At 66.0% G+C, this 15,543-nt stretch carries 17 protein-coding genes, 2 tRNA genes and 1 pseudogene; 7 read left to right on the forward strand and 13 right to left on the reverse strand.

Annotated features, from left to right (window positions below):
* Positions 1–4: 4 nt before the first annotated feature.
* A complete protein-coding gene (locus WPS_RS05925; RefSeq protein WP_317996928.1) occupies positions 5–355 on the reverse strand; it encodes a hypothetical protein in 351 nt (116 codons plus the stop codon).
* A 290-nt stretch (positions 356–645) separates the two neighbouring features.
* On the opposite strand from WPS_RS05925, the gene WPS_RS05930 reads away from it, so the two are divergent.
* Positions 646–1,026 (forward strand): DUF423 domain-containing protein, encoded by a 381-nt coding sequence (locus WPS_RS05930; RefSeq protein ID WP_317996929.1) that lies wholly within the window; start codon positions 646–648, stop codon positions 1,024–1,026.
* Positions 1,027–1,035: 9 nt separating this feature from the next.
* On the opposite strand, the gene WPS_RS05935 is transcribed toward WPS_RS05930, so the two are convergent.
* Entirely contained in the window at positions 1,036–1,245 is a 210-nt protein-coding gene (locus tag WPS_RS05935; protein ID WP_317996930.1) for a hypothetical protein, read from the reverse strand.
* A 286-nt stretch (positions 1,246–1,531) separates the two neighbouring features.
* On the opposite strand from WPS_RS05935, the gene WPS_RS05940 reads away from it, so the two are divergent.
* The gene (locus WPS_RS05940; protein WP_317996931.1) at positions 1,532–2,119 is read left to right on the forward strand and encodes a polysaccharide deacetylase family protein; all 588 of its coding nucleotides are present in this window, start codon (positions 1,532–1,534) and stop codon (positions 2,117–2,119) included.
* Here WPS_RS05940 and WPS_RS05945 read toward each other — a convergent pair.
* Complete coding sequence (locus WPS_RS05945) at positions 2,116–3,867, reverse strand: N,N-dimethylformamidase beta subunit family domain-containing protein (RefSeq protein ID WP_317996932.1); 1,752 nt, start codon at positions 3,865–3,867, stop codon at positions 2,116–2,118. The two genes, WPS_RS05940 and WPS_RS05945, sit on opposite strands and share 4 nt — an antisense overlap.
* Positions 3,868–3,920: 53 nt before the next feature.
* Between WPS_RS05945 and WPS_RS05950 the strand changes: the two genes are divergently transcribed.
* A complete protein-coding gene (locus WPS_RS05950; RefSeq protein WP_317996933.1) occupies positions 3,921–5,636 on the forward strand; it encodes an FAD-dependent oxidoreductase in 1,716 nt (571 codons plus the stop codon).
* A 46-nt stretch (positions 5,637–5,682) separates the two neighbouring features.
* On the opposite strand, the gene WPS_RS05955 is transcribed toward WPS_RS05950, so the two are convergent.
* Entirely contained in the window at positions 5,683–7,248 is a 1,566-nt protein-coding gene (locus WPS_RS05955; RefSeq protein WP_317996934.1) for an alkaline phosphatase family protein, read from the reverse strand.
* A gap of 160 nt (positions 7,249–7,408) precedes the next feature.
* Here WPS_RS05955 and msrA point away from each other — a divergent pair, with 160 nt between their 5' ends.
* Positions 7,409–7,933 carry a peptide-methionine (S)-S-oxide reductase MsrA gene (gene msrA / locus WPS_RS05960; RefSeq protein WP_317996935.1) on the forward strand — a complete coding sequence of 175 codons (525 nt, stop codon included), beginning with the start codon at positions 7,409–7,411 and terminating at the stop codon, positions 7,931–7,933.
* Between the two features lie 19 nt (positions 7,934–7,952).
* Positions 7,953–8,900: a ketopantoate reductase family protein gene (locus tag WPS_RS05965; RefSeq protein ID WP_317997503.1), complete on the forward strand. Its 948-nt coding sequence runs from the start codon at positions 7,953–7,955 to the stop codon at positions 8,898–8,900.
* Positions 8,901–9,365: 465 nt separating this feature from the next.
* Here WPS_RS05965 and WPS_RS05970 read toward each other — a convergent pair.
* From WPS_RS05970 to WPS_RS18105, 5 genes and pseudogenes are all read right to left on the reverse strand, one after another.
* Positions 9,366–9,671: pseudogene (locus tag WPS_RS05970) on the reverse strand (integrase core domain-containing protein); the annotation flags it as partial.
* A 219-nt stretch (positions 9,672–9,890) separates the two neighbouring features.
* On the reverse strand, positions 9,891–11,090 hold the full coding sequence (locus WPS_RS05975; RefSeq protein WP_317995515.1) for an IS256 family transposase: 1,200 nt from the start codon (positions 11,088–11,090) through the stop codon (positions 9,891–9,893).
* Positions 11,091–11,180: 90 nt separating this feature from the next.
* Positions 11,181–12,119, reverse strand: coding sequence for an IS3 family transposase (locus WPS_RS05980; RefSeq protein WP_317996936.1), 939 nt, complete (start codon positions 12,117–12,119; stop codon positions 11,181–11,183).
* Positions 12,116–12,535 carry a transposase gene (locus WPS_RS05985; protein WP_317994494.1) on the reverse strand — a complete coding sequence of 140 codons (420 nt, stop codon included), beginning with the start codon at positions 12,533–12,535 and terminating at the stop codon, positions 12,116–12,118. The genes WPS_RS05980 and WPS_RS05985 overlap by 4 nt, the downstream gene beginning before the upstream one ends.
* Positions 12,536–12,666: 131 nt before the next feature.
* On the reverse strand, positions 12,667–12,882 hold the full coding sequence (locus WPS_RS18105; RefSeq protein WP_405054914.1) for a DDE-type integrase/transposase/recombinase: 216 nt from the start codon (positions 12,880–12,882) through the stop codon (positions 12,667–12,669).
* On the opposite strand from WPS_RS18105, the gene WPS_RS05990 reads away from it, so the two are divergent.
* Positions 12,797–13,186 carry a hypothetical protein gene (locus WPS_RS05990; RefSeq protein WP_317996937.1) on the forward strand — a complete coding sequence of 130 codons (390 nt, stop codon included), beginning with the start codon at positions 12,797–12,799 and terminating at the stop codon, positions 13,184–13,186. The genes WPS_RS18105 and WPS_RS05990 overlap by 86 nt on opposite strands.
* A gap of 116 nt (positions 13,187–13,302) precedes the next feature.
* Here the strand turns inward: WPS_RS05990 and WPS_RS18110 are convergent, their stop codons facing one another.
* From WPS_RS18110 to WPS_RS18115, 4 genes are all read right to left on the reverse strand, one after another.
* Positions 13,303–13,476, reverse strand: coding sequence for a transposase (locus WPS_RS18110; RefSeq protein WP_405054915.1), 174 nt, complete (start codon positions 13,474–13,476; stop codon positions 13,303–13,305).
* Positions 13,477–13,600: 124 nt separating this feature from the next.
* A tRNA-Glu gene (locus WPS_RS06000) sits at positions 13,601–13,676 on the reverse strand.
* Position 13,677: 1 nt separating this feature from the next.
* Positions 13,678–13,751 (reverse strand) — tRNA-Gln (locus tag WPS_RS06005).
* A complete protein-coding gene (locus tag WPS_RS18115; RefSeq protein ID WP_405054916.1) occupies positions 13,737–14,546 on the reverse strand; it encodes an HNH endonuclease signature motif containing protein in 810 nt (269 codons plus the stop codon). Before WPS_RS18115 ends, WPS_RS06005 begins: the two co-directional genes overlap by 15 nt.
* Here WPS_RS18115 and WPS_RS06010 point away from each other — a divergent pair.
* A complete protein-coding gene (locus WPS_RS06010; RefSeq protein WP_317996938.1) occupies positions 14,455–15,522 on the forward strand; it encodes a nucleotidyltransferase family protein in 1,068 nt (355 codons plus the stop codon). The two genes, WPS_RS18115 and WPS_RS06010, sit on opposite strands and share 92 nt — an antisense overlap.
* The last annotated feature ends 21 nt before the right edge of the window (positions 15,523–15,543 follow it).

The following is a 15,543-nucleotide window of genomic DNA, read 5'->3' on the forward strand; positions in this document are numbered from 1 at the left end:
CGGATCAGACCCGAGCGTCGCGCGGCGGTCCGACGAAGATCGCCGCTTCGCGCGCGGCGAAACGCAGGCCGTCGACGCCGTCGTCGTCGGTGCGCGTCACGATCGCGGCGTAGCGCATCCGCTCGAGGATTGCATGCGGCATGCGCGCGTCCGAATGCGCTTCGCAGTGCGAAGGCGCCCGGCGATCCCAGCGCCCGGCGACGCGAAACCGGCGGCTGCCGACCGACCAGATCGGTTCGCCCGATCCGTCGAGCGCCAGCAGCGTGAAACCGATGCCGACGACGCCGATCCGGTGTGCGCCGGCGAATGATGCGCGCATCGCCACGCAGCCGTCCGGCGCGATCGTGACCTGCACGCGGGTGTGAACGCCGCGTACGAAGTCGCGGCGCTCGAGCGCGATCGGCGATGACCGGCGCTGAGCAGGGCGCGAAACAGGCGCCTCGGGGAAAGCAGGGGATGCCGTGAATTGATGCATGACGTAGAAAACTCCGCAGGAAGGTGGCGGACCGAGCGTAGAGCGGATCGGTCCGGCGGAGTATCCGTGCGGGTGCGGAAGTTGGTGCCACACTGCAGGTTCGCGCCTACGTACGCCGGCGGCAATGTGCGGCGGCGCGGATCATAACGAGATCGAATATGGAGGCGGCGATGAACTGGGGCGTCGCCGGCGCGATCCTGCTCGCCGCCGCCGTGCTGATCGGCGCGTTCGGCGCGCACGCGCTGCGGGAGCGGCTCGATGCGTACGCAACCGGGATCTACGAGCGCGCGGTGTTCTACCATGCCGTCCACGGGCTGGGCCTGCTCGCGCTTGGAATCGCGACGAGCGCGCGGGTCGCCGCTCAGCCCGCGGCGGATGCGGCGGGCTGGCTGATCGCGGCGGGGATCATCGTGTTCTCGGGGAGTCTGTACGCGCTCGCGCTTACCGGGATGCGCCGGCTGGGCGCAATCACGCCGCTGGGCGGGCTGGCGTTCGTCGCGGGCTGGTGCGCGTTCGCGCTCGCATTGAGCGGCGGTTTCGCGACGCGCTGAGCCGCGACGTCACTCGCCGTGCGCGGAGGCGACGGTGCGTTTGGTTTTGCGCCGCTCGTGACGGCGGCAGAGATTGTAGGCCAGCGGCGTCCTGGCGTCGTGCCGTTCGATCTCGCAGCCGCACGGCCACGACATCACGAGCGGGTGACCCGATGGTCCAAGCTTGACGCGGCCTGGTCCGACATCCCGGTACAGCCAGCCTGGTACTTGCAGAAGCATCGTGCGCTCCGGAGGCGTCGAGGTTGCTCGGTAGACAACTATCCGAAGGACTCCCCTTTTGTTCCGCACGCCGGGGGTGCGGGCCCTTGCCGCTGGGCAACGGTCTCGTAAACAGTGATCCGCGCACGGCGTCCGGCGCGAGGGAGATCGCCCGCACGCATCTGATACCGAAGCAACCGCCGGAGAGTTCGCATGGAACAGATCGCGTCGTGCACGCACGTCATCGAACCGTCGCCGCCGTTTCGGCTTCGCGCGCGTGCGGCGGGCGGCGCGGCGGATCTCGGCGATGCGCAGAAAAAGCGTCGCGCTGACGTTCGACGACGGCCCGTCCGGCTGGGGCTCGACGGACCGCATCCTGGCCCTGCTCGACGGCTTCGGGATCAAGGCGACGTTCTTCGTGGTCGGCGGGATGATCGACAGCAACCCGCAGCTCGCGCAGCGGGAAGCGAATGTCGGGCATCTGGTCGAGAACCACAGCATGACGCACCCCGAGTTCTCGACGCTCGGACGGGACGCGATGATCGCCGAACTCGACGGCACGACGCAGCGCATCGTCGACCTCGGCGTCGACAGCCCGCAGTTTTTCCGGCCGCCGTACGGCGACCGCGACGGATCGACGCTGACCGATCTGCTTGACGAGCGCGGTCTCACGCCGATGCTGTGGACGATCGATTCACGGGACTGGGAGATCCCCGACGCCGATACCGTGCATCAGAACGTCCTGCGCGATCTGCGCGCGGCGTGGAGTGCCGGCGAGATGACGAACGTCGTACTCTTTCACGACATCCAGCCGCACACGCCGGACGTCATCGAAGCGCTCGTCCCGGATCTCGTCGACGAAGGCTGCGTCTTCGTGCGGGTCGACGCGGTTTAGGGCGCCGGTGCGAATGCCGGCACGACGGTCACGCCTCCGTACACCGCCTGCGTCCCCGCGGCGACTTGCAGCTTGACGCGCGCAGGAACGGCGCCGTCGCGGCCAGGGGTGCCGAGTGCGAACAGGTACTCCCATTGACCGTTCCCGCTGTGCTCGGCGCGCCCGAAGTCGGTCCAGGTGTCGGTGGTCTGCAGGCGGATCGTCGCTCCGCGCGACGACGCGCGAACCCATGCGCCCGCGCCGTAACGCGTGCGTCCGTCGAGCGAGAGATCGGGGCGTCCGGCCCACGTCTCCCCGGTGCTCGCGTCGATGCGCGCGAGGACGGGCTGCGGCGCGAAGCGGAACGTGTTCGCGTTCGCATCCTCGTCGGGATCGGCGGCGTCGAGCGTGCCGTCGCCGTCGATCGTCCAGAACGCGGGAAGGTCGCCGTTCCAGTCGGAGAAATCGGCGTTGGGGATCGCGAGCGGCTGCACGGGTGCGGCCGTCAGTGCGCGCAGCACGTTGGAGGCGATGGTGTCGACCACGTTCGTGCCGCCGGCGCTCAAGCCGCCTGCCCAGTTGACGGTGCCGGCGGTGAAGACGACGCCGCGGCGCTGGTACCAGCCCAGCGATGCCCCGCCGCCTTGACCGTGCGGCGCCCAGTCTCGCAGATCGGCCCGTGCGACGACGCGGAAATCCGGCGGCGTCCCGTCGCCGACCGCATCGGTTTCGTAGCCCAGGATCGCGTCGTCGACGCTGGTGCCGGCGCCGAACATGTCGCCGTTGCGCGCGCCGGTTCCGGCGAGGGTCCAATCGCCGGCGTCCGCGACGGTGTAGCCGCGGTAGCGCTGCGCGGGGACGGTCGGGTCGATCCACCAGCCCGCACCGTACTTGTAGCTCACGCCGGTGAGGCGGCTCTCGGGCCGGTTCACGGGCGGTTCGTACCAGCGCACCGTGACGCGCCGCGGATCGTCGCGCGAGGGATCGGGCGGGTTGCCTTCGGTCTCTTTGTAGCATGTCATGATGCGGGCGCCGTCGAGGGCGAGACGGATCTGCCAGTAGCACGTGTTCGCGCTGAAGAACGCGACGTTGCCGCCTGCGGCGACGAACGCTTCGACGGCGTCGCGCATCTCGAGCGACCAGTACTCGTCGTGCCCGATGCTCACCAGCAGGCGATACGGCGCAAGCAGCTGCGGATCGCGGTGGAGATCGAGGCTCGAGCAGAGATCGTACGCGATGCCGCGCGACTCGAGCCACTGCAGAAACGGGACCTGATAGCGCTCGAAGAGCGCGAGATCGTCGTAGGGCCGGTCGAAGGAAATGTGCGGTGCGTGCGGCGCGGTGTAGAGACTGCGGCCGCCCCAGGCGGTGTAGGCCTGCGCCGTCGCGTCGCTCATCTTCACGAGGATGCGCGACTGCGCGCCGGGGTTCGCCGCGCGGACAAAAAACGGGATCCACGTCTCCGCACCGCCGGAGCTGACGTGGGCGAGATAGTAGCCGCTGCGCCAGTCGGCCGGGACCGTGATGCGCAGGCCGTCCGCCGCAGGCCAGTTGCAGCCCGCCACCGCGAGCGCCGCGTCGTCCTGCACGCCGTCCGGGACGAACGCGTCGCCGGTTGTGGCGAGCATCGGTTCGTCGGTACGGCCGCGGCGCACGACCTGCATCGCGACGTGCGCGAACGCAGCGCTCGATGCGCGCACGTGCAGATCCAGCGTGTCGCCCGGCGCGACCGAGGTGGCCGACGCGTACCCTTCGAGCGCTGCCGCCATAACCGCGCCTTCGCGGCGCTCGCACGGCGCACCCGCGCACGAAATGAGGAGTGATGGACGAACTGCAGTACGACATCGTGATCGTCGGCGCGAGCCTCGGCGGCGTCGCCGCGGCGCTGCGCGCGGGCGGGATGGGCGCCGACGTGTGCGTGCTGGAGGCGTCGACGTGGGTCGGCGGACAGTACACGGCGCAAGGCGTCTGCAAACCCGATGAAAACAAGTACATCGACTCGGTGGGCAGCACCGCGCTCTACCGCTGGTTCAAGCATCTGGTGCGTGCGTATTATCGGTCGAACTACCGGCTGACCGCTGCCGCCGCCGCGATGCCGCTCTTGAATCCGGGCGGCCCGTATCCGGGCTTCGCCGTCGAACCGAAAGTCGCGGATCGGGTGCTCAAGCAGATGCTGCAGGGCGACGCGAAGGTCCACCTGCGGCTGAAGAACCGCGTGACCTCGGCGGAGACGAACGGCGACAGCGTCACCGCGGTGATCGCGACCGGCCCCGACGGGGTCGCGACCCGCTACAAAGCGCAGATGTTTTTGGATGCGACGGATCTGGGCGATCTGCTGCCGCTGGCCGGCGTCGAGTTCGCGATCGGCGCGGAGAGCCGCGCGCAAACCGGCGAACCGCTGGCGAACGACGCGCACCCGGAGTGGATCCAGCCGATCACCGTGCCGATCGCGCTGGAACGGCGTCCCGGCGGCGAGAACCACACGATTCCGAAGCCGGCGAACTACGACGCGCTCAAAGCGCAGCAGCGCTACGATCTCAAGGACGGCTACATCAGTAAGATGTTCACGCCCGGGATCGACCTGTGGAGTTATCGCCGGTTCATCGCCGCGAGCAATTTCCACGATCCGGCGTTTCCGTGCGATCTCTCGATGCTCAACATGGGCTTCAACGATTATCAGGGCGGGACGCTGCCGACCGGCGATCCGGCGCGCGACCTGCAAGTGATCGAAGGCGCGCGGCAGGCGACGCTGGGATACCTGTACTGGCTGCAAACGGAGTGTCCGCACGACGACAACCCCGCGGTGCGCGGCTATCCCGAACTGCGGCCGCGTCCCGACGTCTTCGATACTCCCGGCGGTACCGCGCCGCAGCCGTACATCCGGGAAGGCCGCCGTATCCTCGCCCTCACGACGATCGTCCAGCAGGACGTCGACACGAACGAACCGCGCGCGCGCAACTTCGGCGACGCGTGCGGCATCGGGTACTACGGCGGTCTCGACATCCACGCCAACGACGCGGTGGGAATGCCCCAGAGCTTCTCCGGCGTGAAGCCTTTTCAGATCCCGGTCGGCGCGCTGGTCCCGAGGCGCGTGACCAACGTGCTGGCGGCGTGCAAGAATCTCGGCGTCACGCACATCACCAACGGTGCGTACCGGCTGCATCCGGTCGAGTGGAATACCGGCGAGTCGGCGGGGGCGCTGGCGGCGTTCGCGATCCAGCACGGCACCCTGCCGCGCAACGTCGCGACGAGCGCCGATCTGCTCGAGCAGTTCCAGAAAACGCTGCTCGACGTCGGGGTGCCGGTGTTCTGGTGGACCGATGTCCCGTACGGCGATCCGCTGTTCGCCGCGGTGCAGATGCTCGGCGTGCGCGGGATCGTCAGCGGCTACGACGACATGCGGTACGGCCCGCACGACGTGCTGGAGAAGGCCGACCAGGTCGCGATCGACGAGCGGCTCGGCTCGCCGACCGACTGGCCGTCCGACCCGATCACGCGCGGTGACGCCGCCCAGCTCATCGCAAGTCAGCTGGCGTAGCGCTTCTCCGGCGGCCGGCGTTCGCCGGAGAAGCGCCCCGCGTCGATTAGTGCGCGACGCTGTTGAAAATGTTCAGCTCCGGCAGATCCGGCGTGCCTTCGGCCGAGACGGCCTGCAGCCGGGTGCGCTCGATCCCGAGCAAGCGGAGGATGGTCGGCGCAACCTGCGTCGTTTCCACCGCCTGCGACGCGACGTGAGGCTGCTGGCTCGGAAACGAGATCAGCAGCGCGACGTGCGTGTCGTCGTCGGCGAATCCGCCGTGTTCGGCGCGCTTCGTTCCGCTGGTGTAGATCGTCCCGTGATTCGGTTCGACCGCGATGTCGGGGGTGCGGCCGTCGGAGGGCGATCCGAAGCCGGCGGGCAGCGACGACGGACCGTAGACGGTGCCCTGGTCGAAGTGCAGGGTCGCGGCGACGGGACGGAGGTTGGCGAGCGCGCTGTTCACGTTCGCCGCGCGCTGGTCTTGGAGCCAGATCAAGGCGACGTCGTCGGTTTGATAGCGCCCGTTGCCGAGGTTGCCGGCGAGTGCGGTGCCGTACGGGCCGTCGTCGACGGCGGCGCGCAGCTGCGGATCGATCGGCGATTGGCCGTGCTTCGCGGTGACGATCACGAGCGTCGAGTCACGCAGTCCCTTTGCGGTCAGTTCGGCGAGCATCTTCCCGATCGACGCATCGGTGTGTTCCAACTCGGCTTCGAGATTCGCGGTCGGCGTCGCCGACGCGTCGAGGTAGCCGCCGCCAAGCAGCTTCTGGCCGACGCTCACTGCCTGAAAGTTCATGCCGAAGATCGCCGGCGTGCCGACGACGTGCGTGCCGGTGTGATCGTAGCCGTCGATCTGCTTGAGCGTGGCGAGCACCTTGAGGTCGTCGTAGGTCCGGATGGTGTCGAAGTGCTTGGTGTAATCGCCGTTCGCCGCGATCTCCGGTGTGTAGAGATCATCGACGCCCGTTCCCGAGGGGCCGTTGACGAGCTCGTAGGAGAGGTGCTTGTCGGTCCAGGCCGTTCGGCCGCCCGCAGCTTTGATCACTTCGAAGATCGTGTTGACGCGCAGGAAGCTGTGCGGGTAGACGGCGGTGCAGGCGCCGCCGTTCTTGGCGAGCGGCAGTTTCGTGGCATCGATGGAGCCGCCGCCGTCGAGCACGGTGTCGTTGCGATCGATCGACTCGTCGTAGACGACTTCGGTCCCCGGTCCGGTCGTGCTCGTGCAGTTCGAACCGGGCGGGTACAGCGCGCGATCGAAGGAGTCGTCGTAGTACACGCCGGTCGAGCGCGGATGGCCGCCGGTGACCAGCGCCAGCAATCCGGGAAACGAGTCCGAAGGATACGGCGCGTGCGCGTTCGTGTAGGTCACGCCGCTGCTCGTCAGGCTTGCGAGCGCCGACTGCGGATGCGACGAGACGAAGCGCTGCAGGTCGACGGCGTGCATCCCGTCGATGCTGAGCAGCAGCACGTGCCGGATCGTGGAGTTCGCACTCTGCGTGGAGCGGGAGTTTGATGCCGCGGCGGCACCTGGCGCTTGCAGAACGGACGACTGGCCGCCGCCGCAGGCGGTGAGCAGCGACAGCGCGGTGATCCCGGCGATCCCGGTGATGATGTGCGAACGGCGTCGCATCGATACGTCGAGCAAAAGACTCATCTCCTCCATCGATGAAGCCGGTCGCGGACGTGCGACGGCTTCGAGCACAGGCTAAGAGATCGAGGTTAACCTGCAGTTATGCCGGGCTGCCGAGCCTCCCGCAACGCTCGACGGCACGCTGCGGTTCAGTATTTCGATGAGTCTATCAACGAACGCAACGACGGAACGCGCGATTCTCGCCGGGGGCTGCTTCTGGGGCGTGCAGGAACTGGTGCGCCGGTATCCGGGCGTCATCTCCACGCGCGTGGGCTATTCCGGCGGCTACGTCCCCAGCGCGACGTATCGCAATCACGGCACGCACGCCGAGGCGATCGAGATCATCTTCGACCCGGCCCGGCTCAGCTACCGGCAGCTGCTGGAGTTCTTTTTCCAGATCCACGATCCGTCGACGCTCAACCGTCAGGGCAACGATCGCGGTTTGAGCTACCGGTCCGCGATCTTTTACACGAACCCCGAGCAGAAGCGCGTCGCCGAGGATACGATCGCCGACGTCGACGCGTCGGGCCTGTGGCCGGGGAAGGTCGTGACCGAGGTCGCGCCCGCGGGCGACTTCTGGGAAGCGGAGCCGGAACACCAGGACTACCTCCAAAAGTATCCGTCGGGATACACGTGTCACTTCATCCGTCCTGATTGGAAATTGCCGGCCCGCGCGCGGGCGTAGCGCAGCGGCCCGGTTGACGATGCGGATCGCGATCGTCGGCGCCGGCGGCGTCGGCGGATACTTCGGCGGATCGCTAGCAGCGGCCGGCGCCGACGTCACGTTCGTCGCGCGCGGCGCGCACCTCGAGGCGCTGCGTGCGCGCGGCTTGCGCATGCTGAGCGATCGCGATGATCGGACGGTGCCGGTTCGTGCGACGGACGCTCCGGGCTCGATCGGCCCCGTCGATCTGGTAATCGTCGCCGTAAAGCTGTGGGATACGGAAGGCGCGCTGCGCAGCATCGCGCCGCTGGTGTCCCCGCGGACGGCGGTGCTCTCGCTGCAGAACGGGGTGGCCAAGGACGATGCGCTGCGCGAAGCATTCGGTGCCGATCGGGTGCTCGGCGCACTGTGCTATATCGGCGCGACTATCGTAGAACCCGGGGTCGTGAAGCGGACGGGTGCGCTCGCGAAGCTCGTCGTCGGCGAATTCGACGGCGCGCGCACGGCGCGTCTCGAGGAATTTGCCGGCCTGTGCCGGCGGGCGGAGATCGACGTCGCGGAAAGTCCCGACATCGCGCGCGCGACGTGGGAAAAGTTCGTGTTCCTGGTGGGCTTGAGCGGGGCGACGTCGGTGGTGCGGCAGCCCATCGGGCCGATTCGCGCGAATCCGCGATCGCGTGCGCTGCTGGCCGCGCTGTTCGGCGAAACGGTGGCAGTCGGACGCGCCCGCGGAGTCGGGATCGACACGGCGTTTGCGTCCGATCGTCTGGCGTTCTGCGATACGCTCGACGTGGCGTTCACGTCGTCGATGTCGACGGACCTCGCGCGCGGGAACCGGCTCGAGGCACCGTGGCTGCAGGGCGTCGTTTCCCGATTGGGCGCGGAGTGCGGCGTGCCGACGCCGGCCGACGACTTCGTGCTCGATGCGTTGGCGGTGTACGTCGACGGAGCACCGGACGCACCGCGCGTCGCGGTGCCTGCTCGCTGACCGTTGCTACGATGGGCGAGATCGATGTAATGCCGCTGCCTTCGCACGCCTACCGCGCTTAGCTGGCAGACGGCCAGAAATACGTCGGCGCGACCACGATCGATGAGCAGGCGTTGTGCCGCTGGTTAGCAGCGGAAATCTTCACGGGCGACGGGGCCTTCGTCGAGTTCGGGCCGTGGCTTGGGTCGTTGACGAGATCGTACTGCGAGGGCTTGTTGCGTAACCCGCGTGCCGCGGCTAGGGTAAAACCGGCGCACGTGTACGTCTTTTTCGTTTGGAGCGACATCTTCGAGCAGTGGTCGTGCGGGACGGCACACGCCGGTCTGCACGCGAGCGGCATCGTTCGAGGAATATTTTGTGACTCTGCACGACGAGTATCGCGATCTGCTCACCGTTGTGCGATCCGATCTTGCCGAGACCTCGTGGTCGGGCGGACCGATCGAGCTGATGACGTGTGTGCGCGAGTTATACCGCAGCTAAGTACGAAAGTGGTGGGTTTAGGTTGGCGCAGAACTCGTCGGGCGTCAAGCCTCCGAGGGCTGCATGCGGACGATGGGCGTTGTAATCGAGCCGCCATTCTTCGATGTTTGCGCGGGCTTCGTCGAGGGTGACGAACTCGTGCCCATTCAGGCATTCGTCGCGAAACCGGCCGTTGAAGCTCTCGATGTAGGCGTTCTGAGTTGGCTTGCCGGGCGCGATGTGATGCAAGCGGACGCGATGCTCGGCTGCCCATCGCAACATGGCCAGACTGGTCAGTTCTGTGCCGTTGTCCATCACCAGCGTCTGCGGAATCTGTCAAGGTGTTTGGTCCTGTTAGTCATCTGCTTTTTGTGAGCGCCTACACGGCGACCCCGTCGTGAGCGGGCGGATTTATCCACACCGCGGGCGGTAACACGATCCGCTTTGGCGATCCGCCGATGAATCGTTCCGGTTTGGCGCGATCGTGTCCCCAGCCGTGGTGTACGAGCGGTGGCTCGGCGAGGGTAGCGCTCAGCCGTTAATCACGGCGGAGAGCTTGGCGGGCTGATTATCGCTGACGGCACTGAGTCCTTCGAGTTGCATGTAGCGCCGCTGCAGTTGCCATTCGTCGTTCTGTTCCAGTAGGAGCGCACCGACGAGGCGTACGATGGCAGCATCGTTCGGGAAGATACCGACGACATCGGTGCGCCGCTTGATCTCCGCGTTGACCCGTTCGAGCGGATTGGTTGAGGCGATCTGCTTGCGGTGCGCCTTGGGAAAGTCCATGTACGCGAGCACGTCGTTCTCGGCGTCGTCCATCATCGCCGCGAGCTTCGGGAACTTCTGCCGAAGCTGCTCGGAGACGATACGCCATTGCTCGTGCGCAGCTTCCGCTGTCTCTTGCGCGAATACCGTGTTGATCAACGCGAGGACCATCTGCCGTTGCCCTTTACCCGCATGTGCGAGCGCGTTTCGCATAAAATGCACGCGGCAGCGCTGCCACGTTGCTTTGAATACTTTCGCGATGGCCGCTTTCAGGCCGACATGCGAGTCGGAAATGACGAGCTTGACACCGCGCAATCCGCGGCGGCTCAAGCTGCGAAGAAAGTCGATCCAGAACGGCTCTGCTTCGCTCGGACCAACCGCGAGGCCCAACAATTCCCGTGTCCCATCGGTGTTTACGCCGACGGCCAGTATCACGGCGACCGAGACGATGCGTCCGCCGGAGCGCGTCTTCACGTACGTCGCGTCGATCCAAAGATAGGGCCAGTCGCCTTCGATCGGCCGGGTAAGAAATGCGTTCACGCGTTCGTCGATCTCTTCGCACAGCCGTGAGACCTGACTCTTGGAGATGCCTGTCATCCCCATCGCCTTGACGAGCTCGTCGACCGAGCGCGTGGAGATGCCCTGGATGTAGGCCTCTTGGATGACGGCGGTGAGCGCCTTCTCCGCCGTGCGGCGCGGCTCGAGGAACGCGGGGAAGTAGCTACCTTTGCGCAACTTGGGGATGCGCAGTCCGATCGTGCCGGAACGCGTCTCCCATTGGCGCTCGCGGAAGCCGTTGCGGGCGTTCTGTCGGCCGGGGCCGCGCTCGCCGTAGGGCAAGCCGCAGAGTTCCTCAACATCGATCTCCATGATCCGCTGCGCGGCGTACTGGAGCATCTCGCGAACGAAGTCGACGTCGCCGCCCTTTTCGACGAGCTCGGAAAGTGCGATACTGGGTTTGGCCATCGTGGATCCCTTTCGGTCGGTTATTTGTTGCAAAAACAACCTTCGCCGAAAGCCACGATGGCCGCTCTCTATGCTACAAGGGCGACCCTCTCATACACCACGGGCCGGGACACGATCTTTGGCGCGGTAAGCCGCGAGCATCACGTCGTGTCTGGCGGCGAGCACGCGGTCCGCCTGGCCGTGATGCACCATTGCCGGCGTCAGCATCGCGATTCCGGAGTGCCGGTGCTCGTTGTTGTACCAGGTCATGAACTCACCAACGAAATCGTGCCCGTGCTCAAACGACCCAAATCGATCGGGGAATTCGGGATGGTACTTCAGCGTGCGGAACTGGGACTCCGAGAAGGGGTTATCGTCGCTAACGTGCGGACGGCTGTGCGAACGTACGACGCCGAGCTTGTCCATCAGGGCGCACACGGGTTGCGCCGTCATCTCCGCGCCGCGATCGGCGTGAACGATCGCGTGCCCGGGCTGGATGCCTTCACGTTCCAGCGTCTGCGCGATGAAGTGCCGTGCGAGTTCGGCGTTGGCCCGATGCACGAGCATCCAGCCGACGACAAACCGGCTGAAGATGTCGAGCATCACCAGCAGCGAGAACCACTCACCCGGGTGCGGGCCGCGCAGCTTCGTGATATCCCACGAGAAAACTTGACGCGGACCGGTGGCCACCAGTTCGGGCTTACGGTACTCCGGATGACGTGCAATACGGCGACGTTCGCGCACCTCCGCGTTTGCTCGCAGCAGGCGGTACATCGTGCTCACCGAGCACAGGTAGATACCTTCGTCCAGCAAGGTCGCGTGGATCGTCGCCGGCGCGCGATCGGCAAACCGCTCGCCATGCAGCACCGCGAGCACCTCAGCTTGCTCGTGTTCGCTCAGTGCTCTTCTCGAGCGCCGGCGCGAGATCACGGACGGAAGTCGTTCCGGCGTGCCGTTTAGGCGGCGCCGCAGCGTCGAGCGGCTGATGCCCGCTGCAGTGCACAACGCGCGCTGCGGAATCTCGTGGGCAAGTTCCAGCGCCGCACTCATTCTGCGTTCTCGTTCGTCTCGGGGCTCTCCAGATCGACGCCCAGGAGCCCCGCAAATTTTTTTTGGATATCGTTTATGAGCTCGGCGCGCGCCAACTGGCGACGGAGTTTCCGGTTTTCCCGCTCGAGTTCTTTGAGCCGCTGCGCAACCTCGTCGGCTTGCATTTTGGCTTTTGCACGTTGGCGCACCGCACCTGGATCGAGGTCGCCTTGATCGCGCTGCCTTCGCCAGGCATAGAGCTGCGATGAGTAAATACCTTCGCGCCGGAGAAACGCTCCGATCGTGCCGGCTGGACGCGCATCAGCCTCGCGCACGATGCGCAGCTTCTCGGCGGCGGAGAACCGACGTCGCTGAGGTTTTTGGGGTGAACTGGTTGCCTTGATTTCCGTTGAAACGGTTCCGTTCGAGGACTGCATCTGTTGCAGGACTTTCTCGCCCCCGCGTGCTTTGCATCGTTCCGGATGTTTTCCACAGTATCCCCGTTATCCACAGCTCTGCTGCTGCGACGAACGTTGTACAAAAAACTCCCTATGCTACCGGTACCACTCTATCTTGACACGGGGGGCTGTGGGTAGCCGCGGGCGCCCGCAATTGCGTCGAGCACGCGGGTGACACGAGCTCCGGACAGGGAGGTATCGACTTCGATTGCAAGGCTTTCCCGGCTGCAGTCGTCGACGATGGTGAGCGATCGAAAGCGGCGCCCCGATCGCAACGTGTCGTGCACGAAATCCAGCGACCAACGTTCATTTGGCGCCGATGCCATCGGCTTCACTTCTCCGGCCAAATGCCACGCGGCGTTTGACCCGTTTGCGGACCTGCAAATGAGCCGCTCGATAGACCCGCAGCAATCGCGTCATCCCGACAACCACGCCCTCACGACGCAACATGATCGCCAAACGTCGAGATCCAAACCGACGGCGCTCAACGGCGAGCGCGTGCAGCTTCGCCAGCAGTTCTGCGTCGTCGCGAACGATGCGGACGTAGCGAACCATTCGCCGATTTGCGCCAACGTACCGGCACGCGGAACGTTCGCTGACTTGGAGTGCTTCTCGCACCGCCATTGCTGATTTGCGCCGCTGTGCCGGCGTTAGAAGTTTCCCGAGGCGACAATCTTGAGCGCGGATCGTGCCCCGCGGAGTGGTGTACGAGTAACTCTCGACGCGGGTCGTTTCTCAGCCCGTAATCACGGCTGAGAGCCGCTGGTTCTGGTTGTCGCTGATCGCTCCGAGTCCTTCGAGCGAGAGGTACCGCCGCTGCTGATGCCGAGCTTGCGGCAAATGTCCGGGGTCTTGGCACCGGCCTCGGACTCCTTGAGCGCGGCGATGATCTGGCCTTCGGTGAACCGCGATTTCTTCACGTGCGTCTCCTGGCGAGGCGTGAGCCTCAGAGATTCGCACTTGTCCGCGGGATACTTTCACCCGCACACGTCACCACGAAGAAGTGCTGATAATGGAAAAAACCGCGCCGTAGCGCGGTTCCTTTGGTAGCCCCAACGGGATTCGAACCCGTGTTACCGCCGTGAGAGGGCGGCGTCCTAGGCCTCTAGACGATAGGGCCGTGGCTCCCGGGCAGAGACTCGAACTCCGATAAGCAACTTCAGAGGCTGCTGTCCTACCATTAGACGACCCGGGACCGCGCTCGATTGTATCCAGCGAACGTGTCGGTTTGACTATGACAATTGGGGCAGAGCATCCGGAGATTCTCCAACCGATTGTCGTGTCGAACGCCGTTGATGTGGTCGATTTGGATGCTCAGGGGCTTCCCCCTCCACTCGGAGATGCCGCAGAACTCACACCGATTTTCCAGTATACCAGCTAGGATCAAGCGTTGTTTGATGTTCTGGCGGCTCTTGCCGCCGGCAAGCAATGCGTGCAGCGGCTTTGCGAGCGGTAGTGTCCGGATTCCGCCGCGCTGCCGAGCTTTGAACCACGACATTGACTCGAACCCGAAGCGTTTGCGGCATTCCCGGTAGGAGTGCCCTTCATCGTAGTAGCGCTGAATCGCAGACCAATCGTATTTGCGACGCCGATCCGCGAAGGGTGCGGGGCGAAGCGTGAGCGCGCCGCGACGGACCGCTTTGATCCAAGCCGTATGCGAAAATCCGAATCGTCTCTGACAGGAGACGAACCCGTTTCCCCGCATCGTAAAACCGCTGCACCTCCGCCCAGTCGTATCGCACCCGCACCGAACAAGCGTACGCCTGCGCTGTGCCACCTGCCGGTCACTCCAGCCGCCCGTTGCTCGGCAGGCGCGAAGCCGTAGATTACGATAGTAGGGCCGGTCCCGCCGCCGCACGCGATGCGGGCCGTTTCGTGCACAGCCCTCAGGAGAATCCGTGCAGGCAGTCGTCCTCGTCGGCGGAGAGGGGACGCGGCTCCGTCCGCTGACCCTGGAGACCCCGAAGCCCATGATCCCGGTGATGAACATGCCGTTCCTCGAGCGGACGCTGCGCCGGCTCAAGGAGGCCGGGATCGAGGACGTCATCCTCCCCGCCGGCTACCTCCCCGAGGCGATCACCTCGCACTTCGGCGACGGCTCGTCGCTCGGGCTGCGCGTGCGCTACGTAATCGAAGAGACGCCGCTCGGCACCGCCGGCGCGCTTAAAAACGTCGCCGACTTCATCACCGGACCGTTTTTCGTCCTCAACGGCGACGTTCTCACCTCCCTCGACCTGCGGGCGATGCTGGCCGCGCACCGCGAGAAGGGCGGCCTCGGGACCCTGCATCTCATCCGCGTCGACGACCCGAGCGCCTTCGGCTGCGTCGTCCACGATCCCGACGGCCGGATCTCCGCCTTCGTCGAAAAACCCGAGCGCGACAAGGCCCCGACCAACGAGGTCAACGCCGGCACCTACCTCCTCGAACGCGAAGTCCTCGACGCGATCCCCGCCGGCCGCCCCGTCTCGATCGAGCGCGAGACGTTCCCGCAGCTGATCGCCGCCGGGCGCCCGCTCTACGGCTACACCACCGACGACTACTGGATCGATCTCGGGAAGCCGGAAGCGTACCTCGGCGCCCACCGCAATGTCTTCGACGGGGTGATGCCGCTCGGGCTCACCCCCGACATCGACGGCCCCGGCCGCGAAAGCGTCCCCACGACGGCGATCCGCCCGCCGGTCTTCATCGGAAACGGCTGCGCCGTCGATTCGTCGGCCGTCATCGGCCCCTACACGGTCCTGGGTGACGGCTGCTCGGTTGGAGCCGGTGCGGTGGTCGCCGACTCGCTGCTCTGGGACCGGGTCACCGTCGACGCGGGCGCTCGCGTTGATGCTGCGATCGTCGCGAGCCGCGCCCGGATCGGCGCCGGCGCGCGCATCGCCCACGGATCGGTGATCGGCCACGACGCGGTCATCGAGCCGGGGACCCACGTCGAGGAAAACGCCCGCATCGTCGCCGTCGACTAGACCGGCCGGCGTAGAACGGTA

The sequence above is a fragment of the Vulcanimicrobium alpinum genome (assembly GCF_027923555.1).
Lineage (GTDB): Bacteria > Vulcanimicrobiota > Vulcanimicrobiia > Vulcanimicrobiales > Vulcanimicrobiaceae > Vulcanimicrobium > Vulcanimicrobium alpinum.

Coding starts and splice junctions, on each gene's coding strand:
- WPS_RS05935 (WP_317996930.1), bottom strand. CDS start 1,245: ATGCTTCTGCAAGTACCAGGCTGGCTGTACCGGGATGTCGGACCAGGC.
- WPS_RS05985 (WP_317994494.1), bottom strand. CDS start 12,535: ATGCAGTCCTCGAACGGAACCGTTTCAACGGAAATCAAGGCAACCAGT.
- WPS_RS18115 (WP_405054916.1), bottom strand. CDS start 14,546: ATGTTCATCACCGGGATCATGGGCTTCGGGGTCTCCAGGGTCAGCGGA.
- WPS_RS05930 (WP_317996929.1), top strand. CDS start 646: ATGAACTGGGGCGTCGCCGGCGCGATCCTGCTCGCCGCCGCCGTGCTG.
- WPS_RS05990 (WP_317996937.1), top strand. CDS start 12,797: ATGGTGAGCGATCGAAAGCGGCGCCCCGATCGCAACGTGTCGTGCACG.
- WPS_RS05980 (WP_317996936.1), bottom strand. CDS start 12,119: ATGAGTGCGGCGCTGGAACTTGCCCACGAGATTCCGCAGCGCGCGTTG.
- msrA (WP_317996935.1), top strand. CDS start 7,409: ATGAGTCTATCAACGAACGCAACGACGGAACGCGCGATTCTCGCCGGG.
- WPS_RS18105 (WP_405054914.1), bottom strand. CDS start 12,882: ATGGCATCGGCGCCAAATGAACGTTGGTCGCTGGATTTCGTGCACGAC.
- WPS_RS05950 (WP_317996933.1), top strand. CDS start 3,921: ATGGACGAACTGCAGTACGACATCGTGATCGTCGGCGCGAGCCTCGGC.
- WPS_RS05940 (WP_317996931.1), top strand. CDS start 1,532: ATGCGCAGAAAAAGCGTCGCGCTGACGTTCGACGACGGCCCGTCCGGC.
- WPS_RS05955 (WP_317996934.1), bottom strand. CDS start 7,248: ATGCGACGCCGTTCGCACATCATCACCGGGATCGCCGGGATCACCGCG.
- WPS_RS05975 (WP_317995515.1), bottom strand. CDS start 11,090: ATGGCCAAACCCAGTATCGCACTTTCCGAGCTCGTCGAAAAGGGCGGC.
- WPS_RS05945 (WP_317996932.1), bottom strand. CDS start 3,867: ATGGCGGCAGCGCTCGAAGGGTACGCGTCGGCCACCTCGGTCGCGCCG.
- WPS_RS05965 (WP_317997503.1), top strand. CDS start 7,953: ATGCGGATCGCGATCGTCGGCGCCGGCGGCGTCGGCGGATACTTCGGC.